26 protein-coding genes and 3 pseudogenes are annotated in these 20,417 nt (G+C 71.2%); 5 read left to right on the top strand and 24 right to left on the bottom strand.

Annotated elements, in window-relative coordinates; translation table 11 throughout:
• Positions 1-402: 402 nt before the first annotated feature.
• The 5 genes from ACH4PY_RS23135 to ACH4PY_RS23115 form a co-directional block, all read right to left on the bottom strand.
• A complete protein-coding gene (locus tag ACH4PY_RS23135) occupies positions 403-732 on the bottom strand; it encodes an esterase (protein WP_398185961.1) in 330 nt (109 codons plus the stop codon).
• 84 nt (positions 733-816) lie between these two features.
• Complete coding sequence (locus tag ACH4PY_RS23130; RefSeq protein WP_398185958.1) at positions 817-1,029, bottom strand: hypothetical protein; 213 nt, start codon at positions 1,027-1,029, stop codon at positions 817-819.
• Positions 1,030-1,083: 54 nt separating this feature from the next.
• Positions 1,084-1,347 carry a hypothetical protein gene (locus tag ACH4PY_RS23125; RefSeq protein ID WP_398185955.1) on the bottom strand — a complete coding sequence of 88 codons (264 nt, stop codon included), beginning with the start codon at positions 1,345-1,347 and terminating at the stop codon, positions 1,084-1,086.
• Between the two features lie 71 nt (positions 1,348-1,418).
• Positions 1,419-1,700, bottom strand: a complete 282-nt coding sequence (locus ACH4PY_RS23120) for a hypothetical protein (protein ID WP_398185953.1) — start codon at positions 1,698-1,700, stop codon at positions 1,419-1,421.
• Positions 1,701-1,844: 144 nt separating this feature from the next.
• Complete coding sequence (locus tag ACH4PY_RS23115) at positions 1,845-2,198, bottom strand: DUF317 domain-containing protein (protein WP_398185950.1); 354 nt, start codon at positions 2,196-2,198, stop codon at positions 1,845-1,847.
• 269 nt (positions 2,199-2,467) lie between these two features.
• On the opposite strand from ACH4PY_RS23115, the gene ACH4PY_RS23110 reads away from it, so the two are divergent.
• On the top strand, positions 2,468-2,686 hold the full coding sequence (locus ACH4PY_RS23110; protein WP_398185947.1) for a hypothetical protein: 219 nt from the start codon (positions 2,468-2,470) through the stop codon (positions 2,684-2,686).
• Between the two features lie 3 nt (positions 2,687-2,689).
• On the opposite strand, the gene ACH4PY_RS23105 is transcribed toward ACH4PY_RS23110, so the two are convergent.
• Both ACH4PY_RS23105 and ACH4PY_RS23100 read right to left on the bottom strand, forming a co-directional pair.
• A complete protein-coding gene (locus ACH4PY_RS23105; RefSeq protein WP_398185944.1) occupies positions 2,690-3,148 on the bottom strand; it encodes a hypothetical protein in 459 nt (152 codons plus the stop codon).
• Positions 3,149-3,274: 126 nt separating this feature from the next.
• Positions 3,275-3,763, bottom strand: a complete 489-nt coding sequence (locus tag ACH4PY_RS23100; RefSeq protein WP_398185941.1) for a hypothetical protein — start codon at positions 3,761-3,763, stop codon at positions 3,275-3,277.
• Positions 3,764-4,207: 444 nt separating this feature from the next.
• Between ACH4PY_RS23100 and ACH4PY_RS23095 the strand changes: the two genes are divergently transcribed.
• Positions 4,208-4,978: a TSUP family transporter gene (locus ACH4PY_RS23095; protein ID WP_398185938.1), complete on the top strand. Its 771-nt coding sequence runs from the start codon at positions 4,208-4,210 to the stop codon at positions 4,976-4,978.
• 75 nt (positions 4,979-5,053) lie between these two features.
• Here ACH4PY_RS23095 and ACH4PY_RS23090 read toward each other — a convergent pair whose 3' ends face one another.
• From ACH4PY_RS23090 to ACH4PY_RS23045, 10 genes and pseudogenes are all read right to left on the bottom strand, one after another.
• The gene (locus ACH4PY_RS23090) at positions 5,054-5,701 is read right to left on the bottom strand and encodes a DUF317 domain-containing protein (protein ID WP_398185935.1); all 648 of its coding nucleotides are present in this window, start codon (positions 5,699-5,701) and stop codon (positions 5,054-5,056) included.
• 226 nt (positions 5,702-5,927) lie between these two features.
• Positions 5,928-6,533 (bottom strand): annotated as a pseudogene (locus ACH4PY_RS23085) (DUF317 domain-containing protein); the annotation flags it as partial.
• A gap of 93 nt (positions 6,534-6,626) precedes the next feature.
• Positions 6,627-7,463, bottom strand: a complete 837-nt coding sequence (locus ACH4PY_RS23080) for a winged helix-turn-helix transcriptional regulator (protein WP_398185932.1) — start codon at positions 7,461-7,463, stop codon at positions 6,627-6,629.
• Positions 7,464-7,507: 44 nt separating this feature from the next.
• Positions 7,508-8,053, bottom strand: coding sequence for a hypothetical protein (locus tag ACH4PY_RS23075; protein WP_398185929.1), 546 nt, complete (start codon positions 8,051-8,053; stop codon positions 7,508-7,510).
• A gap of 20 nt (positions 8,054-8,073) precedes the next feature.
• Complete coding sequence (locus ACH4PY_RS23070; RefSeq protein ID WP_398185926.1) at positions 8,074-9,225, bottom strand: hypothetical protein; 1,152 nt, start codon at positions 9,223-9,225, stop codon at positions 8,074-8,076.
• Positions 9,222-9,899 carry a hypothetical protein gene (locus tag ACH4PY_RS23065; protein ID WP_398185923.1) on the bottom strand — a complete coding sequence of 226 codons (678 nt, stop codon included), beginning with the start codon at positions 9,897-9,899 and terminating at the stop codon, positions 9,222-9,224. The genes ACH4PY_RS23070 and ACH4PY_RS23065 overlap by 4 nt, the downstream gene beginning before the upstream one ends.
• Positions 9,896-10,378, bottom strand: a complete 483-nt coding sequence (locus ACH4PY_RS23060; RefSeq protein ID WP_398185920.1) for a hypothetical protein — start codon at positions 10,376-10,378, stop codon at positions 9,896-9,898. The genes ACH4PY_RS23065 and ACH4PY_RS23060 overlap by 4 nt, the downstream gene beginning before the upstream one ends.
• A complete protein-coding gene (locus ACH4PY_RS23055; RefSeq protein ID WP_398185916.1) occupies positions 10,375-11,109 on the bottom strand; it encodes a glycosyl hydrolase in 735 nt (244 codons plus the stop codon). Before ACH4PY_RS23055 ends, ACH4PY_RS23060 begins: the two co-directional genes overlap by 4 nt.
• On the bottom strand, positions 11,106-11,873 hold the full coding sequence (locus ACH4PY_RS23050; protein WP_398185913.1) for a glycosyl hydrolase: 768 nt from the start codon (positions 11,871-11,873) through the stop codon (positions 11,106-11,108). The genes ACH4PY_RS23055 and ACH4PY_RS23050 overlap by 4 nt, the downstream gene beginning before the upstream one ends.
• Complete coding sequence (locus tag ACH4PY_RS23045) at positions 11,870-12,481, bottom strand: DUF4913 domain-containing protein (protein WP_398185910.1); 612 nt, start codon at positions 12,479-12,481, stop codon at positions 11,870-11,872. The genes ACH4PY_RS23050 and ACH4PY_RS23045 overlap by 4 nt, the downstream gene beginning before the upstream one ends.
• 859 nt (positions 12,482-13,340) lie before the next feature.
• On the opposite strand from ACH4PY_RS23045, the gene ACH4PY_RS23040 reads away from it, so the two are divergent.
• From ACH4PY_RS23040 to ACH4PY_RS23030, 3 genes are all read left to right on the top strand, one after another.
• A complete protein-coding gene (locus ACH4PY_RS23040; RefSeq protein WP_398185907.1) occupies positions 13,341-14,474 on the top strand; it encodes a tyrosine-type recombinase/integrase in 1,134 nt (377 codons plus the stop codon).
• Positions 14,475-14,551: 77 nt separating this feature from the next.
• The gene (locus ACH4PY_RS23035) at positions 14,552-16,558 is read left to right on the top strand and encodes a tyrosine-type recombinase/integrase (RefSeq protein ID WP_398185904.1); all 2,007 of its coding nucleotides are present in this window, start codon (positions 14,552-14,554) and stop codon (positions 16,556-16,558) included.
• Between the two features lie 12 nt (positions 16,559-16,570).
• Positions 16,571-17,218, top strand: coding sequence for a DUF6000 family protein (locus ACH4PY_RS23030; protein WP_398185901.1), 648 nt, complete (start codon positions 16,571-16,573; stop codon positions 17,216-17,218).
• Positions 17,219-17,335: 117 nt separating this feature from the next.
• Here ACH4PY_RS23030 and ACH4PY_RS23025 read toward each other — a convergent pair.
• The 7 genes and pseudogenes from ACH4PY_RS23025 to ACH4PY_RS22995 all read right to left on the bottom strand — a co-directional run.
• Positions 17,336-17,545, bottom strand: a pseudogene (locus ACH4PY_RS23025) (C-5 cytosine-specific DNA methylase); the annotation flags it as partial.
• A 121-nt stretch (positions 17,546-17,666) separates the two neighbouring features.
• Positions 17,667-17,849, bottom strand: a pseudogene (locus ACH4PY_RS23020) (DNA cytosine methyltransferase); the annotation flags it as partial.
• 1 nt (position 17,850) lies between these two features.
• The gene (locus ACH4PY_RS23015) at positions 17,851-18,345 is read right to left on the bottom strand and encodes a hypothetical protein (protein WP_398185898.1); all 495 of its coding nucleotides are present in this window, start codon (positions 18,343-18,345) and stop codon (positions 17,851-17,853) included.
• On the bottom strand, positions 18,342-19,499 hold the full coding sequence (locus tag ACH4PY_RS23010; protein WP_398185895.1) for a DnaB-like helicase N-terminal domain-containing protein: 1,158 nt from the start codon (positions 19,497-19,499) through the stop codon (positions 18,342-18,344). The genes ACH4PY_RS23015 and ACH4PY_RS23010 overlap by 4 nt, the downstream gene beginning before the upstream one ends.
• Positions 19,496-19,714 carry a hypothetical protein gene (locus tag ACH4PY_RS23005; RefSeq protein WP_398185892.1) on the bottom strand — a complete coding sequence of 73 codons (219 nt, stop codon included), beginning with the start codon at positions 19,712-19,714 and terminating at the stop codon, positions 19,496-19,498. The genes ACH4PY_RS23010 and ACH4PY_RS23005 overlap by 4 nt, the downstream gene beginning before the upstream one ends.
• Positions 19,715-19,749: 35 nt before the next feature.
• Positions 19,750-19,905 carry a hypothetical protein gene (locus tag ACH4PY_RS23000; RefSeq protein ID WP_398185889.1) on the bottom strand — a complete coding sequence of 52 codons (156 nt, stop codon included), beginning with the start codon at positions 19,903-19,905 and terminating at the stop codon, positions 19,750-19,752.
• A partial coding sequence (locus tag ACH4PY_RS22995; RefSeq protein ID WP_398185886.1) for a TraM recognition domain-containing protein occupies positions 19,902-20,417 on the bottom strand: 516 nt, incomplete at its 5' end. The genes ACH4PY_RS22995 and ACH4PY_RS23000, both read right to left, overlap by 4 nt.

Here is a 20,417-nt window from a genome sequence, read left to right as displayed (position 1 = left end):
CGCCTGGTTTCGATTTCTGTTCTCGATTCTTCGGCTTGTGTCGGATGATCAGGTGCGACGATGTGCAGGAGAACGTAATCCTCGATTCCGCATAGTCGTCGACCTGGATGCTGATCAGGATTTGGGACAAATCGATGCGTTCCGGTTGTGCGTCACGTGATCGATCTTGTGACGCACCTCACTGGATGAGATGCAGAAGCGGGCCGTGCTCGCCGAGAGGTGCGTGCCCAAGTCTCCGACGGAGGCTGTGGCGACCCTCGTGAGTGCAGTCCCCGGCGCGGAGCCGCCGCCTAGCTAGACCTGTTCGGTGTTCCAGCGGACCCGGACCGGGCATACCGCACGGCCGCCCTGCGCCGGTTGGCGCGGGGCGGCCTTCTGCGGTCGCGTTTGCCAGGTGGTGGTTCAGATCTCGGCGAGGCGGTTGGACAGGTCGAGGGCGGCGGTGGCGTAGGCGAGGGCGTGGCACAGACCGGTGACCTCGTAGAGGGTGGGGCGGACGAGGTCGGGCCAGTCGTCGGGGGCGGCGGGCCAGCGGGCGAGCAGTACCTCGGCGGTGGCAAGGCCCAGGTGGGCGTGGACGGTCCAGCCCGCACGGGGGGCGGGCTCCCAGCTCAGGCGGATGCGGCCGAGGGGGAGTCTGGTGGCGGGCATCGGGAGCCAGGCCACGTCGAGAGGTCCGCCGGGGAGGCCGGAGATGCGGCGCACGAGTGCGCCGCCGCTGTCGGCCGGCATCGGCTGGAGGGCGAGGGTGCGCAGCGGCAGGCTGCCGGAACGGTGGGGTGGGATGGGGATGTGTTCCTCCGGGGTGGTCGGGGGTCAGGCCCAGGACAGGAGGTCGCTGACTCCGGTGGGGAGGTAGCCCTCCTGTCCGTCCTCGGCGAGGTACACCAGCCCGTCGCCGATGACGAGGTTCGTACCGAGGAAGTGGGCGAAGGGGAAGTCGGGGTTGACGGCGATGCGGATCTTGAGGGTGGGGTCGAGATCCTGGAGTTGGCTGAGCAGGTAGTCGACGGTCAGGTCATGGGGCACGAGAACCTCCGAGAAGCGGGATGCAAGCGGGGGACAAAGTGGCGCGGTGGAACGTCAGCGCATGTTGAAGGGGAGAACGTCGCGCAGCAGCGGGCCTGTCGGTGTCCGGCGGGTGGCGAGGTTTCGGCGGCGGGACTCGTTGACGTATCCCTTGCCGGACTCCCGGATCTGCCACTGCCCGCAGGAGCAGATGGCCTGGCTGTAGGCGCGGCCGGGGCAGTCGGGGTGGAGCGGCTTGCCGGAGCTGGTGTGCCTGTGCTCGGGCGGGCAAACGGCGTCGTCGGCGTGGTGGTTGGTCAGCGGGGCACGGAAGGCCACGAAGGCTCCTGTCGGCCGGGGAGAGCGCCGGTCGGCCCGATGCCGGGGCCGACCGAGGTGGTGAACGGCGATCAGGCGGACAGCACGAACACGCGCTCCGCGATCGGTGCGCTCTCGTCGGCCACCGTGACCAGGCCTTTGTGCAGCAGGCGGAGCAGGGACCGAGCGGTGTCGACGTGGCGGGTGCTCATGGCGTGGCTGATCATGGGGAGACGGGCTCCGTCGGGCCGTGCGGCGAGGAGGGCCACGATGTCGCTGTCGCGGATGAGGGACTGCTCGTAGGAGTAGTCCCAGGTGTGCACCAGGCCGTTGACGGCGACGACCAGGGAGAGCGCGAACCCGGTGCTGTGCACCGGGCTGGTGGCCGCCAGGGCGAGGCCGAAGACGGTGACGGCGGGACCGCAGAACCGGTGGGTGGCGTGTGAGAGCGAGGGCGACTCCTTCGTGCGGGCGGCAGTGGGCAGGCGCGGTCCGGCCGGGGCCGGACCGGCGGTGGGTCAGCGGTCGACGTGGCTGATCAGTGCTTCGAGGAATCCGGCGACGGCTCGGCTCGGCACGTCCGGGCCGAACTCCTGCACCCAGGGCTCCGCGTCGGTTTCGGCGGGGGTGGCCCGGAGGGTCCAGATGATGCCGCGCCGCCAGGCTGCGGGGTCCTCGGGCAGCCAGCCGACGTAGACCCGCCCGTCCGGGCTGGTGCAGTGGACGTTGGCCTCCGGGGTGTCCACGAGCGCCCAGCCGCGCTCGCTGAGCAGGCTGAGCACCGGTTCCGCGCTGCCGTCGCCGGCCAGGGAGGGGCGCCGCACGACGACAGGGCGGAAGAGGGCGGGCAGGTTGCTTCCGGTGGTGTTCAAAACGAGGTGGTCCCTTCGTTGACCTGCGGTTTTTCCCGACACCGGTACGTTGACATGGGGTGTGCCGGAGTACGTAGTTCTTTCCGGCGGGACCGTGTCTGCCGTGGGCGAACTGGACCGGGATATGGGAGTACCGGGTGCCGGGAATGGATCGGGGCGGCGGGGTGTCGTACGTGGGTTGCGGCGCATGGCCGTGCGAGGCCGGAGGGGGAAGCGGATGGCGGCGTGGGGCGGCAGACACGGGGACGGGGGCTGGGCTGGAGCGCAAGATGCGCAGCAGCGGGCGTCCCTGGACGGTCGGCGACATCGTGATGGTCGCCGACGGCCAGCGGGCCGTGGGCCTCACCGCCCCGGTGGAGGAAGAGGCGGACGCGGTGGTGGACCGCCGAGCTGCCGACGGGTGGCGCGTGGAGATGACCCTGGAGGAGCTGGCCCGCGCGGTCGGCGCCCGGTTCGGGGACGCCCACCGCGAGGACCCTACTGCCTGAGCCTCAGCGGTCCTTCGCGGACGCGGCGGCTCTGGCCGCCGCGTTCTGGTCGGCGATGTCTGCAGCGAGCCGCAGCACTGTGCCGACGGCGGGGTGTCCGAGCGGAGCGGCGGTGATGACCTGGCGGATGAGCCGGAAGGCGGCGTGCGGGCTCCATCCGGGCTGGTTGTCGGGGTAGGGCAGGTGCCCGTTGTCCATCCCGGCAAGGTCGCGGCGGACCCGACGGAGCGCGGTGACGCTCGCAGCGGGGCTCCGGGTGGCGCGGGCATCCTCGATGGCGGCGTCGACGAGCCGGCACAGCGCTGGGTAGGCGGGGGTCCATGAGGCGGGGCGTTCGGCCGGCATGGGGAAGTCCTCCTGGTTGTCGTGGCGTCGATGGACACCGTGGTCTGGCGGCGAGGCGAACAGCTGGGTGTGAGCGTCGGGTTGTGCTTCTTCGAGGACGTCAAGGCGGTAGATCATCGCTGGCAGAGTCCGGCTCTCGGCCTGGGCGGCAGACGGCCGCAGGGCAGCGACCGTGTGCTCGACCGGGATCCCGGCCGTCTGTGCTAAGCCTCCTTCCGGCGATATCTCCGAGCCGAGCAGGGGTTACCGGCGCGGCCTGTCGCCGGCCACCACCGGTCCGACGGGAGCCGAAGCGGAGGGTTGGTCGGGCGACGGTCCCGGCGCCCGGGGTGCCTGCACGGAGCGGGCGACAGCGGCCTGGGCCAGGCGGATTGCCGGCGCACGGTCCGGCGGCGGGGCGGCTTCGCGGGCGTCGATGATGGAGCCGATGGCCTGCAGACGGGCTTGGCTTTCGGCCTGGGCGACTCGCAGATCCGCCGCCGCCCGGGTGATCCGTTCCAGGTCGTAGGAGGCCGGCACTCGACCAGGTGCGGTCAGGGTGTGCAGGCGGTCCTGACGCACGACGACCGCGTTGGAGGGGACGACGAGCGCCGAGCGGATATGCATCGCTGAGCGCAGCAGCGGGTCCTGCAACGGGTGTTGCAGGGCGAGGGTCTCCAGATCCTCGATGGGACGGGCCCAGGCTTTCTCGATCATCGCGTTGGCCTGGTCGAAGACCGTGGCGTCGGGCATGGGCGAACTTCCCTTCTTCGTAGAGGGCTTGGGTCAGCGCCCTAGCCCTGACGCTTGCGGGCGTTGCGGGGCGGAGGGCTGGGGGGCGGACCAGGTCGGGCCAGTCGTCGGGAGCAGCGGGCCAGCGGGCGAGCAGTACCTCGGCGGACGTCCAGCGGCGTCGGCACGTTGGGCTTGACAGCGGTTGCGGTGGCCTGCGGCGGGAGATGCCGCAGGTCGTCGCCGTAGCGGATGACCGGGGCGGGGTCGGTCAGGGCGGTATTCATCGCGGCGACCGGGCCGTCGGGTGGCTTTGTTCACGAGTTCGGACGGCAGTTGTTCACCGGCTCGGGAGGCGCTTGGATCGGGGCGGGGTCGATGTTCACGAGAACGGGAGGCACCTGATCCGGAGTCTGTTCCGGGTGGCTGTTCGAGAGTGCTGAGGGGGACGTCGTGGAGTGGCCGATGGCGTTGCCCGGGTTCGTCGCCGGGCTCCTGATATCCGTCGTCACCGCCCCCGTGGGCGTCTCCGGGGCGGTCTTCCTGCTGCCCGTCCAGGTCAGTGTGCTGGGAGTGCCCAGCCCGGCCGTGACCCCCACGAACCTGCTGTACAACGTCGTGGCCGGCCCCGGTGCCCTCCTGCGCTACTGGCGGGCCGGACAGCTCGGCGGACCGCTGCCCCGGCTCCTGATCTCGGGCACCGTTCCCGGCGTCGTCGTCGGCGCCGTGATCCGCGTCTTCGCCGTTCCCGGCCCGCGCGTCTTCCGTCTCCTCATAGCCGCACTGCTGCTGCCACTCGGGCTGTGGCTGTGGTCGCGGACCGTCCGCCCGGTCCCACCCCGCACCCGCGACCAGCCCTCGCCTCGCGCGACGACGTCGCTGGCCCTGGCCGTCGGTGTGGCCGGGGGAATCTACGGAATCGGGGGCGGTTCGCTGCTCGGCCCGATCCTCGTCGGCCGCGGTGCACCGGTCGCCACCGTCGCACCCGCCGCCCTGGTCTCCACCTTCGTGACCTCCATCGTCGGCTCGGCCACCTACGCGCTGCTCTCCCTCGCCGTCACCGGCGACGTCGCCCCCGACTGGCTGCTGGGCCTCTCCTGCGGTGCCGGTGGCCTCCTTGGCGGATACCTCGGCGCACGCCTCCAGCCGCACCTGCCCGAGACGGCCCTCCGGCTCCTGCTCGGCACCCTCGCCACCGCAATCGGCGCGCTCTACGCAGGCCAGATCCTTAGCTGACCGCGCGGTGCCCAGCCGTTCTGAGGCACCGAGTGCTGTCGAAACTCGTGAACATTCCAACTCGACACCAGCCCCCTAGCGCCTCTCAAACCCGTGTCGAAGTGCTGGCCGTTCTCGCGTACAGAGCCACTCGGGGGTGAAGGAGGAGGCGGTGGCGTACCAGCGGTTGTCCGGCGGCCCGGCGAGGGTGAGCCAGCGTTCCTGGTGCCCGGTCATCTCGGCGGTGTGGTCGAGACGGCTTCGGCGCAGGTGGACCTCGGCCATGCCGTCCGGAGAGTGGAAGGAGACGTCGGCGGTGCCGTAGCTGTGGCCCCACCCCACCGCCGCCAGCGAAGTACCGACGTCGAGGGCGGCGAGGTTGCTGTTGTAATAGACGTAGGAGTCCGGGCCTTCGGCGTAGGCGGCGGCGAGCGCGGTGGTGAAGCCCGCGACGATCTCGGTCGCAGCGCTGTCCTGGAAGGTAACCAGCCAGCGCGGCATGGCGAAGGGGTCGGAGTACGCGGTGATCTTCCACAGCGCGTCGTCGTCACCCTCGGGCAGGTGCCCGGGCCGGACAGTGTGGTCCGGGGCAGCGACGAGGACGTTGCCCAGCTCGTCGTGGGTCAGGTGCCAGCCCCGGTTGAGCAGGGGGCGCAGCGCCAGGTCGCCGGCGCTGGTGGCTCCGGCCAGATAGCGGGGCGTGACGTGATATTCGGCCCACGGAACGATCGGGCCGTACGGCATGGGGTGCTCCTTCGAGCGGCCAGCGGCGCCGGAAGGGCATGGGCGGGGTGGGGCTGGGCACGGTCGTTTCGGTGGTCGGCGCGGGGCTGGCCGGGAGGGCGTGCGAGGTGCGGGCGAGCGCGGCCGACTTGAGTCTGTCGCAGTCCGCCTCGGGGGCGGGTTCGGCGGTGAGGTAGTGCAGGTTCCGTTCGGGGATGCCGGAGCGGGGCCGTTCGACGGGTTCGCTGCTGCTGATCGCGCTGACCGCCGTGGTGACGAGGTGGAGGGGTACGCGCTCGGTGAAGGTGGCGTGCCACCGTTCTCGGGCTGCCTTCTCCACGCAGGCGTACATCGTCCAGCAAGTCGGGTAGTCGCCTTCCAGCTCGGCGGTGTCGTTGACGTCGTAGTTGCGCTGGCTGAGGTAGGCGTGCTCGTCCGGCGACCACTGGTACCGGTGCAGTGGGGTGGTGTCCTCGCGCCAGCCGCGTTCGGCGAGGATGTCGGTGGGACGGCGTGCCCGCTGGTGTTCGTCATCAAGGGTGTCGGCCAGGGCCTGGGTGAAGGCTGCGGTGATCTCGGCCGGTGTGCACCGGCTGAAGGCCGCTGACCACACCGGCATGCCCAAAGGCCCGTGGTACCGGGTGATCCTCCAGCCGCCGTAGCGGCTTTCGGGCAGGTAGGCCACGTGGACGTCCAGGCGGGGGCTGGTGAAGCACAGCCCGCCGTCGGTGATGGCTTTACCCCACCCGCGGGTGTCGCCGAGAGGGTCGTAGACGGTCGCAGTGTCGCCGATCCCGGCCAGGTAGACGGGGCTGACCAGAATCAGCTGGTCGTCGGACTGCGGGGTGCTCATGAAGACGTGCTCCGGGGTGAGGAGGGGCCCGCGCGCCGTCGTGAGCAGCGCGCGGGGCCGCGATCGGCGGGACGGTGGTTCTGGGCAAGGCGGTCACCTGCTGCGGGCGGGGGAGGACTGGGCGGTGATGGTGGCCGGTACCCGCGGCTGCGGGGCTGGGGCGTGGCTGAACAGCCCGCTCGGCGCGGCGGGGCTGCGGCGCAGTGCCGCCGCTGTGCTTATGCCGTCCGGGCGGACCGAGATGGCATCGCGGGGGCGGATCACGGCCGGAGCGTGGGTGACGGCGGGCGGGACGGCGGCGGTGGGGTCGCTCCAGTGCTCGACGGCGGCGTAGACCGGGCCAAGGGCCAGGCCGGCGGGGGTGAGGGTGTAGGGGTCGCCGTGCCGGTGGCCGGTACGGACGACCAGGCCGTCGGCCTGGAGCCGGACCAGGCGATGCCGGGTGTACGGGTCGTCCAGTCCGACCGCCTCGCCGATGTGGACGAACCGCATGGGCCCGACGTCCAGGGCCTGGATCACCGCGGTTGTGTGGCGCAGGTGCAGTCGGCGCACCGCGTCCTCGACACGCTCGGCACGGGCCACACCACCTGGCGAGAGAGGGAAATGATCGTGGGACCAGTCCGTCAGGGCCTGGTGGACCGGGACCAGCGACGTGCCGAATCCGCTGAGGTGATACGGGGCTCGGAAGCCTTCGCTGCGGGCCAGGAGGCCGTCGGCGTGCATCTGGGCCAGCCGCGCGCCGATGACCTGCTCGCTGACAAAGGGCAGTTGGCGGGCGATTTCCCGTACCCGCATCGGCTGGTGCTGCTGGGCCAGGGTCTGCACGACCCAGTTGGTCCACTTCGGGGAGATCAGGGACAGCGCGTCCTCGACGCGATGGGCGCGGGCGGCGCCGGTTCGCGGGGCGCCGGGCCGGGCGAGGGTGGGCATGGCGTACTCCAAAGGGTGGGAGGGCGTGGAGATGAGCGGAGTGTTCAGCGAGTGCGCTCGGCGCGGAGCTGCTGGAGGACGGTGCCGAGGCGCCGGTTGCTGATGTGGACGCCGCGGTCGCGCAGGGCCAGGCGCAGCGCGTCGCGGGTCAGGCGTGGTAGGCGAGCGGCAGCCTGACGGGCGGCGTCCATCACCTCCCGGCCTTCGACGGCAAGACCGGGTGGCCGTGACGACGGGAGGCGGCAGGCAGCCGGCCGGTCGAGTAGCAGCCGGACGTCCAGCAGGTCCCACAGCGCTTCGGCCTGGGACTGCTCCTGCTGCTCCAGGCGCATGAGTTCGGCGATGTGGGGGCGCAGCCGGTCATCCCGGGAACTGCTGTCGGCGACGGCCCTCTGCACGGTGCTGCGCAAGGCATGGCGGGTTGCGCGGCCTTGCTCGCTGGTCTGCTCCAGATCGGTCAGGCGGCGCAGCACGATCGGCAGGACGGGATCGGCGCAGCGGTGGTGGGCGACCTCGCTCTGCAGGTGCTCCAGTGCGCGGCCGTAGCGGTGTTCGACCAGGCGGCGGGCATGGAAGGCGGTGGTGGGCATGGGCGTTTCCTTCGTTCAGGTCAGCGGGAGCGGGTCGGGTTCGTGCGACCGGCGAGGCCGGCGGCGGGGGGTTGTGCCGGGGGCGAGGGGAGGGCGTTCGGCGTGCTGCGGCTGAGGGCGGCGGTGGTGCGCGGGTCCTGGGCGCATCCGGCACGGAAGGCCGTCTCCCCGGATCCGGTGAGGGAGAGCTGCTGGCCGAAGGTCAGCGTGGTACTCGCGTCACGCTCGACCCAGCCCCGATCCGTCATCGCCTCCACCGTCGCGATGGCGATCCGTGCACCCGAGCCGGTCTCCACGCGCAGCCCGGACCGGAAGGCGCGCTCTTTCAGCAGCACTCGGCCGCGCTTGATCCCCTCCAGCGCGAGCAGCTCCTCGTGCGTGGGGAGCGGATCGACAGCACGGCTCGAACTGTCCGCCGTCGCCGTGAGGATGGCGACGTCAGGTATGGCGGGCCCGGGGCCGGCGGCGACATCGTCGACAGCCCGCAGAGCTGCTTGGCCCCGCGCGGTCAGCGACAGGAGCTGCCCTTGCGTGGGCGTCGTGGTGGTGTCGAGGTCGAGCAGGCCGTCGGCGAGCATCCGCTCGACGGTCTGCGCCCAGATGGGGACCAGGACGCCGGTGCCGTCGGAGAGATACCGGTCCTGCTCGGACAACGCGCTCTGCTTCAACCGCAGCCCGCCGCGGTCGACCGCGCGTAGGGCCTGAATCTGCCGATCGCCGGCAATGGTCCAGTCGTCGCTGCCGCCCGGTGCGTCTTCCGCCGTTCGCTCCAGTTCAAGGCCGAGCCCCTGGGCTGCTGTGCCGGCGGCTTCGGGAAGCAGCCGCCGGTAGCCGGCTACTGCTCGGGCCAGCTGCTGGTAGGCCGTGTCCCGGCGGGCCGCCAGGAGTTCGAGCTGCGGGCCGGCGGCGCCCAGAAGTCCGTACGAACCGCGCATCTGCGGGGCCTTGCCATGGGCGATCGGTTCGAGCGTCTCGATCGCTGCCTGCGCGGCGCGGGTGAGGTCGGCGTGCAGGTCGTCGGCCTCGTGCGCGGCGGTGGCGACCAGCCTGCCCACGATATCCAGCGGGCTGAGCACCGGGTGGCGGTCGCTGAGTTCCCAGGGGTCGCCGACGCCGAGTTCGGCTGCGACCAGGTGTGCGCCGGGCCTGACCGCGGGGTCGTGGGGGTTCACCGGGCCGCCTCCATCCGGGTCAGCAGCGTGCGCACCAGCGTCGGCAGGCTGTCCGGCCCTTCACCGATCCGCAGGTGGCCGCCCTTTTCATCGAGCACGTATGCCGCGTCCTCGGCCAGGCCGCTTGCGATCTCCATGCAGGCATCGGTGATCCGGGCCGCGGCCAGCAGCGACTGCGACAGCACGTCCACGTACTCGCTGGACGTCAGCCCGGCGGATTCGGCGGCGGCGCGGATAGCCGCCAGCTCCAGCACGCTGAATCCGAAGCCCGATTCCGTCACGTCCGCCGTGCCGTCCTCCGGGGGCAGCAGCGGGGCAAGAGCGGGGTCGGGCGGTGCGTCGGGGATGCCGACCTGGGTGCAGATCCGGTCGACGGCGTCCGTCAGCTCGGCCAGGGATTCGGTCAGCCATCCCAGGGCGGCGGCGTAGGAGGCCAGCGTGAACAGCCCGGCCGGGGTGGCGGGCAGCGGCTCGTCCAGGAACCCTTCGAGCCGGGCGGTCAGCTCGTCGGCCACGACGGGACCGGCGGCCAGTGCACCGAGGACAGGGTGGAGATAGGAGCGGCCGACTGGAGTGGGGTACTCGGCGGTCAGGACCCCGGAGATGCTGTGGGCGGCGCCCGTGAGCAGGTCGGCCAGCTCGGGGCGGGACAGCTCGGTGCGGTCGGTGGTCATCGGACGGCCTTTCGCGTGGTGGTCGGTGTGTTGGTGCTGTACGCGACCGAGGTGGTGGATGAGTCGGAGGCCAGGCTCGCGGCGTGCGGTGAGCGGGACCGGGCGGCACGGACACGGGCCGCAGTCGCCGGGTCCGGCGGCGGGGTCTGTGTGCGGCCGGTGCGGTGCTGGGCGGTGCGGTAGACCGCGTAGTCCGCGCGAGGGCCGGCGGCGACCAGATACACCTCGCGGTCGTGCTTCGAGGTGGCCGGCGCGGGCCGGAACTGCACGACCAACCGATGAGAAGCCCAGTCCGATCCCACGCCGAGGATGACCTTGTGAAAGCCTGCGAGCCGGCCCTCCAGGCGCTTGGCGACGTGTTCACCGTTGACGAGGTCCTGCAGGTGCAGCAGCGCCTGGTCGCGGATCGGCTCGGGAAGGGCGCGCAGGTCGGCGAGCGCGTCGGGATGGGCGGCGAAGGCGCGGCGGGGCAGACTCACAGGGACCTCCCCTGGCTCACTGGCTGAACGCCGGACGGCGGGACCGGCTGGGGCGTGCGGTTGCCGGGTGTTCCCGGCGCACTGCGGGCGCGGGCCGCCGACACGCGCTGTATCGGGGGCTGCTCCGGAGGGGGCGGCAGCGGTCCGGTCCGGTCGGCCAGCCACGCGAGAGCTGTTTCGGTGTCGGGGAAGGTTCCTTCGCGAAGTGTGTACGCGCCGTCTTCGAGGTCGCCCTCCTGGAGGAACACCCGGACCGGCGCCTTGTGGGCGGCGCGGTCGCGGACCAGTGTCCAGGCGTCGCAGGTGTCGTCGAGATCGTCGTGGAAGACCTGCACGAGGTCGTACCGGCCCGGTTCAGCGCGGATCTTGTCCTCGACGCGCTCGGTCGCGGCATCGGCAGGCCGGGCGCGGTCGTTGCCCGCGACGCTGAGCGCTTCGAGGGGAGCGCCGCGGTCTGCGAGCCACCGCTGGGCGAAGGCGATCCCGGTGTGGGAGGCGGTGTCCAGGGCGAACGTCCCGTGTTCCGGGAAGCGGTAGACCGCGACGGTGCGCACCTGTGGCTTGGGGTCGTACCAGGTCGCTGTCGTGTCGTACATCAGCAGGTAGCTGGCAGTGTCGATGTGGTGGTCGACCACGGTGCTCAGCTGCGCAGCCGAAAGGCCGGCGAGAACCTGCTCGGTGGACGGGTCGGCGGGGATGAAGCCGCGGACACGGAAGTCGCGGGTGCTCACCGTGACCTCCCCGGACCCGGCTGCTGCATCGCACTGGTTGACGGTCCGAGAAGGGTGTCGAGGCCGCACGCCGTGGCGTGGGGAGCGCCGGTGGAGCGGGCGAGGGCGACGCGCGTACGCAGGGCGTCGACGTTGAAGTGGTCTTCGGGTGCCGGTGGCAGCGGGGTGCTGCGGTCCTCCAGCCAGTTCCGAGCTGTGTCCTCGTCGGGGAACGCGCCCTCGCGCACGGTGTAGGTGTGCGTTGCGGGGTCGACTACTTCGAGGAAGACCCGGACCGGCCTTTCGGCGGCGGCGTCATCACGGGCCAGCGTCCAGTTCTCGCACGGGTTCTCATCCGAGGTCCAGGTGTCGATGACGTCGTAGCGCTGCCCGCCTTCGCGGATCATCTGCTGAACCCGGAGGGTCTGCTCGTCGGCCGCACCGACGAAGTCGCCCTCGGCCACGGCGATGTTCTCGGGCGGGCAGCCGCGCTCGATCAGCCAGGCTTGCGCGAACGGCACGCTGGCGTGGTACTCGGATTCCAGCGTGAAGGTGCCCAGGCTGAAGTCGCGCGCGACCTTGATCGCGACGATCTGCGGCGCCCCTGGCAGCCCCCAGGTTGCGGAGGTGTCGTGGGCGACGACGTAGCTGTGCGACCGGTACGGAGCGGTGTGGTGTTCGGCCAGGACCGTCAGGTCACCGACCCACAGCACGCTTTCGGCCTGCTCGGAGTCGAGGTCGGCGGGTTCGAGGTCGTCCAGGGCGAAGTCGAGTTCGGCGGTCACTGGGCACCGCCCGCCGTCGAGGGCGCCGGGGTGGCCAGCACGCGATGGGTCGGTCGGGTCGGGCTGGTTGTGCAGGCGGCGAACGGTCCGTCTGGGGCTCGCAGATGGACCAGGGCCTGGTCGAGGTGGTCGCGGTGCCATGTCGAGGGACCGGAAAGGCCCGCCTCGGAGTCGGTGAGCTGTTGCCAGGCCAGCCACAGGGCATGAAGTCGGGCGACAGCCTCGGGATGCTCGTACCACTTCTCGCACCACGGGCGGGTGGTGCTGATCTCCCGCCCGTAGACCGGCAGGAACAGGTAGTGCACCCAGTCGGCGAGCGCCGCCAGCTCGGTGGCGTACGCCTCGCCGCCCAGCGCGAGGATGAACACGCTGGCCGGGCCGCTGTCCGGGGTTGTCTCGGGGGCCTCGGCGTTGGGATCGGTGCCGTCGCCCAGTTCGGCATCGGGAGGGGTGTCGGGTTCGGAGCCGAGGCGGTCGAGGATGACGCCGTGCTGGCGGACCTCGGCCATGGTCGCGGCCAACGTGCTGGCCAGATCGCCGAGGTTCTCGTCGGCGACGCGGAAGGGCTCGGGAACGGGTTCGGGGGCGGCCGTGGTGGCTTCGGACATGGCGCTTCCAGGGGGAGGGGCGAGCAGGGTGGAGGCGGTGCGCGCGGGGACGGGGTTCTTCTGGAAGCCATGGCGGTGCTCCTCGGGGAGGAAGTGAGCATGGGGAAGAGGATGCGGAGGATCGGCGATTTGGTCGGTCCGGGAAAAGGCGGTAATGCAGCTACGACCGGAGGCAGTGGGGGCAGCGAGGGAACGGGGGGCGCAGCAACTGCACTGCTCGGGCGGCCTGTTGGGGGACGACGCCGTTGCCGAGGGCGGTGAGCTGAGCAGGCCGACCGAGTCCGGGTGTAGCGGTCACCCAGCCGTCGGGCAGGCCCTGCATCCACTCGACGAACTCCGCCCGCAGCCGCCCGGCCGCGTCGGTGGGCGATGGTGCGGGGCGGGTGAGGGTCTCCCATCGGGTGATGGCGGCGCCGTACGGCCCCTACCGCCGGTCGGGCCCTCGTCGTTCGGGGCGGTGTCCGCCCACAGCGGCAGGACCACCGCCGACAGCGGCGGCCGCCGGCCCTGGTCCGGACGCCGTCCCGGGGTGTCGGTGTCCCTCGCCCGCGGCTTGGGCTGCAGCGAGGCCGCTGCCGAGGGGAGCGTGAGGTCGCCGTTGCCGTGCCGCTGGTTCGGCGAGCCCATGATCCCGTCCGACGCCTTCGGAGTCGGCAGCAGCCACTCCACCTCGTCCGCCAGATTCGGCCCGTGGCCGCCGCCCTTCCTCTTCGCCGGGTGCTGGGAGCCGCCGTTCGACCCGATGTTGGACGTCGGGGTCTTGAGCAGGGGGTCCGGCGGGCCAGGCGACGGTGTTATCTGGACAGTCCACTCTTCCTGGTGACTGTGTGTGCTGCCGTCTGTGCATAGGGTTCCGGCCGTGCGTGTCATCAAGGTGGTCGATCCGAAACCCGGCCAGCCGCAGGTGCGTCTGGTCGATGCGTCCGGCGAGCCCGTGAACGAGGTCAACGAGTTCCTGCGGTTGCTCGCGGTCCGCGCGTACTCGCCCAACACGGTGCGGGCGTACGCGCACGACCTGCAGAAGCTGTTCCTGTTCCTCACCGAAATAGGGCTTACGGCCTCGGAGTTCACGCCGTCGCGGGCCATGGAGTTTCTGCAGTGGCTGCGACTGGTCTCCTCCTCGCGCCGGGCTCAGCGTCTGGAACTGGGGCTCGCGACCACCGCAGGCAGGGTGCTGTCGGCGAAGACCTGCAACCGGATCATGGCGGCGGTGTCCTCGTTCTACGAGTTCCTGATCGCCAGCGAGCAGTACACGGGCCGGGACAACCCCATCGTCAAGGTCGTCGACCAAGCAGCAGCCCGGGTCCCGGGACGGTACCGGCCGCCGCTGGCCAACGCGGCGCAACAGCGCCCGGTGCGCCGAGTGTTGCGGGTGAAGACGGTCGAGGCGATGCCGCGGCCCATGACCGCCGAGGTCTACGCCGCTCTCCTCACCGCCCTGCGCACCCGCCGTGACCGGGCTCTGCTGGAGGTGATGTGGGAGGGCGGGCTGCGGCCCGGCGAGGTGCTCGGGCTGCGGCTGGAGGACATCTCCTACGGCCGGCGCCGGATCACCGTCCGCAAGCGGGACGACCATCCGCGGGGAGTGCAGCAGAAGTCGCGCCGGGACCGCGTCGTGGACCTGCTGGAGGACCGGGCCCTGCCCGCGCTGAACGACTACGTGCTGCGCGAGCGGCCCACCGACACCGACATCACCTGGGTCTTCCTGGTCGGCGGCCGGGGCAAACGCCGCACGGAGCCGCTGAGTTACGACGGGATGGTGCGGATGTTCGCCAGGGCCGCCACGCGCGCGGGAGTCCGCGACGCCTGGCTGACGCCCCACAGCCTGCGGCACACCCACGCCACGCGGATGTTCGAGGGCGGGATGCGGGAGCTGACCTTGATGACCCGGCTGGGCCATGCGACTCCGGACTCGATGAAGGTCTACACCCGCGTCAGCGACCCGGACGTCATCAAGGACTACCGCCAGGCGATCGGGGAGCAGACGCCGTGAACCAGCACCCGTCGCTGAGGGCCTCATCGCCGGCCCCCGATCCCCAGACTCCGCGCCACTGCCCCATGGCGGAGTACATGGCCTTCATCACCCGGCTGGACGTCAGCGCCCAGTGGCGCACCAAGCACGCCGCCTACCACCGGCGCTTCGTGCGCACCTACCCCGAGCTGACCGCCTGGTTCGCCCTGCCGCTGCGGCAACGCCTGGGCTGGCGCACCGGAGAAGAACAGAGCCAGCGCAGCGGCCCCGCGGACGGGTTCGATCAGACCGTCGGCTGGATCAACTTCAACGCCCGCCACTACCTGATCTACCTGGCACTGACCGGACGGCTGCGCCTGGACTGGGGATGGCTGCTGGGTATCGGCGTGCTCAAACCGTTCCTCATCGCCGACCAGTTGGGGCTGCCGCTGCGCCAGCAGGTCGACGCGATGCGGGAGTGCTTGATCTCCCTCGGACACGCCCGCCGGGAGGAGAACTTCCGCCTGCCCTGGGCCCTGATCCGGCTCGTCCTGCACCGCGGCGACCCGGACCTCGGCGCGATCACCACCGACGACGTGGAGGAAATGCGCCGGGCCATCAGGAATCTCGACCAGATCCCGGACATCGACCAGGTCATCGCCCCCGAGCGTCTGTCCACCATCAAGGGGGCCTGGGGCACCAGCGCCTTTCGAGCCGGCATGGCACTGTTCCACGCCGGCATCATCGGCACCCGCCCGTCCCGGCTGGAGGCCGTCTCGTCGCCCTCTCTGAGCGGCAAGCCGCGGATCAACGCCGTCATGGAACGCTTCCTGACCGAACGCGCCCTGGTCCTGCGGCCCGAGTCCATGAGCAGTACCCGCGGCGGACTGCGGCGACTCGGCCTCTGGCTGGACACCGAGCGCCCGCACATCGACAGCCTCGACCAGTTGCACCGTGCAGACCTGGTCGCCTTCATAGAGTCGGTCAACCGCCTGCGGAAGATCAAGCACCCCGACGAGCCGCTGAGCCCGGCCTACCGCGCCGGCATCATCTCGACCGTCGCCGTCTTCTTCCGCCATGCCGCCCTCGGCGAGTGGGACGACGTCCCGGCCCGCCCGCTGATCACCCACGCGGACATGCCGCGCCGCATCGAGAAGGTCCCGCGCTTCATCCCGGAGCATCAGCTCGAACCCGTGATGGAGCAGGTCCGGGCGCTTCAATGTCCGCTGCAGCGGTGCGCGTTGCTCGTCGCACGGTGGAGCGGCGCCCGCCGCACCGAGATCCGCAAACTGCACCTCGACTGCCTGGACGCCTACCCGGACGGCACCCCTCGCCTGCGGCTGGCGGCCGGCAAGGCCCTCAAAGAGCGCACCGTCCCCCTGCACGAGGAGGCAGCCGAGGCCATCCGCGCCCTCGTCGCCCTGCGCGAGCCCCAGCCCGACCGGGGCATCCACGACCCCGACCTGGGCCGACCGGTGCGCTACCTGTTCCTGCGCAACGGCGGACTCGCCCACCCCGACTACCTGTTCGCCAACCCACTCGGCGAGATCTGCCATCAGCTCGGGATCTTCAACGGGGAAGGAAAACCGGCGATCCACCCGCACCGTTTCCGGCACACCCTGGGCACCCAACTCGCCGAGAAGGGCGCCCGCATGCAGACCATCATGAAGGTCCTCGGGCACAAGAGCCCGGGCATGTCGATGACCTACACCCACATCTCGGACCCCACGGTCCTGGCCGACTACCAGGCCGTCCTGCAGCCCGGTGCGGTCATCGCCGGCCCGCTCGCCGACACCCTGCGCGCCGGACGCCTCGACCAGGACGCCCTGGACTGGCTCAAGAGCAACTTCTACAAGACCGAGCTGGAGCTCGGCCGCTGCCTGCGCCTGCCCCAGGAAGGCCCCTGCGAGTGCGAGCTCTACCTGACCTGCGCGAAGTTCATCACCACCCCGCAATACGCGCCACGGTTGCGTGATCGCCTCTGCGTCGAGCGACAGCTGGTCGCCGACGCGGAAGCCCGCGGCTGGGACCGCGAGGTCGAACGCCACCAGCGGACCGCCGACCGCATCGCCGGTCTGCTGGATGACCTGGGCGAGCCACACCAGGCCGCGGACGAAGACCACTGACACCGCAAACGCATGGACCATCAGCAGCAGCCCCATGAGAATGCGGTCATGCGATACCCCAGGGAAGACGACCCCGAGTTGATGGAGGCCATCCGCCGCTACGTCACCCCCGGAGAGCGGGCCAACCGGCGCTACCTGAAACTGCTGGGCGGACAATTCGCTCGGCACGACGTGCCAGACAAGGCCACCTTCCTGCGCGCGCTCGTCGAGGACGCGCACCAGATCACCGACCACGAGCTGGGCGTCCTGCTCGACTGCGAGTGGCGATCGCGCATTACCGCGGCCTGGCTGATCGGAATCAGCCGCCGCGACCAGTTTCGCGAGCGCCTCGGAACGATGCTGCTGGCAAGCGAGCTGGTCTACGCCGGACAGGGCTACTGCTTCGCGCTCGCCCGTCTTGGCACCGAACAGGACGCCGAGATCCTCACCGCCTATCTGGACCACTACCTGCCACGGGACGACTGCCAGTACGACCAGCCCTGGGCACTCGGCGCCCTCCTGCGCATCGATGAACTTCGGGGCGCCAACCACGCCGGCCGGTTTCTGCAACCTGACGGCCTCTGGCAGCAGTGGGCCAAGGAGCGATTCGATGCCGCAACTCAGAAGAAACGCATCGACGAGCTCAGCTCCTACGTCGACAAGGACCCTGACCTCGCCTGATCGAGTGACACACGCCCGAGGGAAAAGACCCCTGAACAACCTCGAACTGTCCAGATAAGCGAGGAAGACGCGCTCGCGCCGGTGCGGGGCTCCGATGTCGGACGCGCGTAGCACGAGCCACCGTGCGTCGTACCGGAGGTCGGCCAGGGAGCCGAGTACGGCACCGAGTGCCCGCAGAGCAGGCTGGGCTGGGTCGTCTCCCACACACCACGGGCAGAATTCCACGTCGCCAACGGGACGGGCGGCGGGGGAGGTGAGGAGTCCTCGGACATTCTCGATCACCACCAGGCAGGGGCGGAGGGCTTCGACCGCACGGGCGACGTGCAGCCACAGCCCCGAGCGGGTTGCGGGGTTCAGTCCGGTCCGGCGGCCGGCGACGGAGACGTCTTTGACAAGGGAAGCCCGCGGTCAGCACGCACACGCGGGGGACATCGGCCCAGTTCACGACGCTGATGTCACCGAGGTTGGGTACGCCGGGCCAGTGCCGGGCAAATATTCGGGAGGCGTCGGCGTTGATCTCGGCGTGCCAGGCCACCGTGCCGCCGAGGGCGGCCTGCACACCCAGGTCCAGGCCGCCGTACCCCGAGCAGAGACTGCCGATCGCAGGCCCGGCAGCCGACTGGGCAGGCATGTCAGCGGCCCTTCGCGGCGGTAGGCGGCACGGCTGAGGACGTCGGGGAGGGCGGGGCTGCAGGCACCGGGGCGTTCCGTCCGACAAAGGAGGCGTGGGGGGAGCGGGCCCTGGTGAGGGCGGCGGTGATCCAGGTCTGCGCGAAGGCGGTGTCCGCATCCGGGTGGCCGTACCGGTCGGCGAACTGGTCGACGAACAGGTGGGCGTCCTGGGCGGCGGCCAGCGCGTTGACCGCCCGCCCGGCGGCGCCGATGGCGTGGCACAGTTCCGTTGCGGTAGCCGCGTGGGAGGGCCGGTCGGCGGGTGCGCAGGCGGCCAGTGCACCGTGGGCGTCGTGGATTGCGGAGCCGAGGCGTACGACGAGGCCGGTCACGGCGGTGAGGGGCCCGGACAGGTGCTGCGGGGCGGGGTTTTGGGTGCTGAGGAAGTGCAGCACGGCGTCGAACTCATCCGCGAGAGCGACGAACTCGGTGGACGGATCGCATGGCTGGTTCATATGTGGCTCCGGGAAGACGGCCGTGCCGGCGGCACGGCAGGGGGTGCGGCGGGTGCCTCGGGTGCTGGAGAGGGCGGGGCGCTGCGGGCACGGGCGGCTCGGACCTGGGCCGGAGGCGGCCCGGCGGCGGGTTCACCGCTGGTCGGAACCGGTGCCGGCGGGCGGGTGCCGGTGGTCCACCGCTGCCGGACCTCGGTCAGTACGCCGAGAGCGGCCAGGGCCTGGTTGACGAGCTGCCCGGGGGCCAGGGCGTCCGTTGCGGCCAGGCCGCGGATCGTATGGGCGGTGGCAGCAGCGGTTCGGAGCAGGGCTGAACGCGCTACCTCCTCGCCGAGCCACTGCGCGCTGCCGGGGCCGATGCCGTAGCAGATCGCGGTGATCTGGCCGCCGGTCACGGTGCCGTCGGCGAGCAGCCCGCGCCGCTGGACCTCCCAGAGCAGAATGACCTGGTCGATGGGTTCGCCTCGGTGGTGCAGTGCCCCCAGGCACCTGTACAGCTCGCCGTGTGCGCGGTCGGCGAAGTCCTGTGGTCGCAGCCAGCCGACGACCTCGTCTATGCCGGAGGGCCTCTGGGTCAGGACCGCCAGGAGGAGCTGCTCGTCGTCCGTGTCCGGGTAGGCCTCGCCGGGCGCGGGTCCGGCCGGGGGGACAGGTGGTGTGGGGCTGGCGGGCCGGGGCTCGGTTCCCCAGCACCGGGCGAGGTCCTCCAGGACGGCGGCCAGCACGTCTGCGTGGCGGAGGGTGTTGTCGACCTCACCGCGGACCGCGTCGGCGCGGGCGGTCTGGTGCAGGCGTACGGCGTGTTCGGTGATCGTGCGGTGGATCGCGCCTTCCAGGACCATCCGCCCGTAGACCGGGGCGTGCTCGGGGCGGGGACAGGCCGACACCAGAGTGTGTGCGTATACCGAGGTCACGCTGCGCGTGTGCTTCGCGGCTTCGGTGACGGCATCGCTCACCCAGGACAGTGGCACCGCGGCGTCGGCGGCTGGGACCGGCTGCCCCTGGGAGCGCAGATGCCGCAGCGCGGCGAACAGCGCCTGGTGGGCGGGCCGGTAGAAGTGCTCCGGCTCCAGCCAGCCGAGGTGGTCGAGCTGGCCGGGATCGAGCAGGACCGCGCCGAGCACCGCCTGCTCGGCCTGCAGCAGCGGCCTCACTGCCGCCTCCCGGGATGCGAGGTCAGCGGAGACAGGGCGGCGACGTCCTGGTTGGCGGCGGCCATCGCCACGGCGAAGCGGTCCAGTTCGGCGGCGAGCACCCGGTCGGCGGGCACGGCGCTGCTGCCGGCGGTGAGTAGCCACCGACCGCTGCGCCGCACCACCGGCAGGCCGCCGAAAGGCCGGCCTGCAGTGGGAACGACGGAAGAAAACATGGGGGCTCCAGCGGGCAGGGGGAAGACGAGGGCGGTCATACGGTGGTGTCGACCGCTCGGAGTACGCCGTCGTCGTCGGCGGCGCCGACGGCGAAGACCTGCCCGATCGCGGGGGCGTGGTGCCGGTGCCAGGCGGCGACGAAGTTGCGGGCGTCGCGGGCACGGACCGGCACGAGGTGCAGCGCGCTCATGACGCCGCCTCGAAGTCGTCGCGGCTCAGGCCGGCCTTGGCCAGGGCGCGTTCGGTGATCGCCTTCGTGGCGGCGGCCGACGCGGGGCCGATCGTCTTGGCGGCGGCCTCCTTGTACCAAGGGCACAGGTCGAGCATCGCGGTGCGGATGCCGGTGGCGAACATCAGTGCCTTGCCCTTGGGGAGCGCGCGGATCGCGTCGGGCGGCAGGATCCGCTCGGTCCGCATCGAGACCGACGTCGACTTGCCGGACTCCGAGGTGGAGACCGAGACGGTCTGGACGTCGTGGTCGCCGATCATCCGGGAGAGCCGGTCGGCGAAGTCGGCATCGTCGATCCCGCTGCCGATGATTTTGACGGTGGCGGCGGACCACAGGGCGTCCATGCCGGCCTCGCCCCAGCACTTCTGGCCCTGCCGGTAGTCTTCTGAGTCAGGAATTCGCTTCAAATATCCGGCGAGGCGCTCGAGGATGTCGTCGGCGGTCTTGGTCCAGATGTAGGGCTTGGGGTCGGT

Source organism: Streptomyces sp. NPDC021224 (assembly GCF_044332905.1).
In the GTDB taxonomy this organism is placed as follows: Bacteria; Actinomycetota; Actinomycetes; order Streptomycetales; family Streptomycetaceae; genus Actinacidiphila.
The sequence above is the reverse complement of the archived record's forward strand: the minus strand, read 5'-3'. Positions and strand labels throughout refer to the sequence as shown.

Coding starts and splice junctions, on each gene's coding strand:
- ACH4PY_RS23080 (WP_398185932.1), bottom strand. CDS start 7,463: ATGCCCACCCTCGCCCGGCCCGGCGCCCCGCGAACCGGCGCCGCCCGC.
- ACH4PY_RS23015 (WP_398185898.1), bottom strand. CDS start 18,345: ATGAACCAGCCATGCGATCCGTCCACCGAGTTCGTCGCTCTCGCGGAT.
- ACH4PY_RS23000 (WP_398185889.1), bottom strand. CDS start 19,905: ATGAGCGCGCTGCACCTCGTGCCGGTCCGTGCCCGCGACGCCCGCAAC.
- ACH4PY_RS23065 (WP_398185923.1), bottom strand. CDS start 9,899: ATGACCACCGACCGCACCGAGCTGTCCCGCCCCGAGCTGGCCGACCTG.
- ACH4PY_RS23105 (WP_398185944.1), bottom strand. CDS start 3,148: ATGATCTACCGCCTTGACGTCCTCGAAGAAGCACAACCCGACGCTCAC.
- ACH4PY_RS23075 (WP_398185929.1), bottom strand. CDS start 8,053: ATGCCCACCACCGCCTTCCATGCCCGCCGCCTGGTCGAACACCGCTAC.
- ACH4PY_RS23095 (WP_398185938.1), top strand. CDS start 4,208: ATGGCGTTGCCCGGGTTCGTCGCCGGGCTCCTGATATCCGTCGTCACC.
- ACH4PY_RS23135 (WP_398185961.1), bottom strand. CDS start 732: ATGCCGGCCGACAGCGGCGGCGCACTCGTGCGCCGCATCTCCGGCCTC.
- ACH4PY_RS23110 (WP_398185947.1), top strand. CDS start 2,468: ATGCGCAGCAGCGGGCGTCCCTGGACGGTCGGCGACATCGTGATGGTC.
- ACH4PY_RS23035 (WP_398185904.1), top strand. CDS start 14,552: ATGGCCTTCATCACCCGGCTGGACGTCAGCGCCCAGTGGCGCACCAAG.
- ACH4PY_RS23090 (WP_398185935.1), bottom strand. CDS start 5,701: ATGCCGTACGGCCCGATCGTTCCGTGGGCCGAATATCACGTCACGCCC.
- ACH4PY_RS23100 (WP_398185941.1), bottom strand. CDS start 3,763: ATGCCCGACGCCACGGTCTTCGACCAGGCCAACGCGATGATCGAGAAA.
- ACH4PY_RS23045 (WP_398185910.1), bottom strand. CDS start 12,481: ATGTCCGAAGCCACCACGGCCGCCCCCGAACCCGTTCCCGAGCCCTTC.
- ACH4PY_RS23030 (WP_398185901.1), top strand. CDS start 16,571: ATGGACCATCAGCAGCAGCCCCATGAGAATGCGGTCATGCGATACCCC.
- ACH4PY_RS23005 (WP_398185892.1), bottom strand. CDS start 19,714: ATGTTTTCTTCCGTCGTTCCCACTGCAGGCCGGCCTTTCGGCGGCCTG.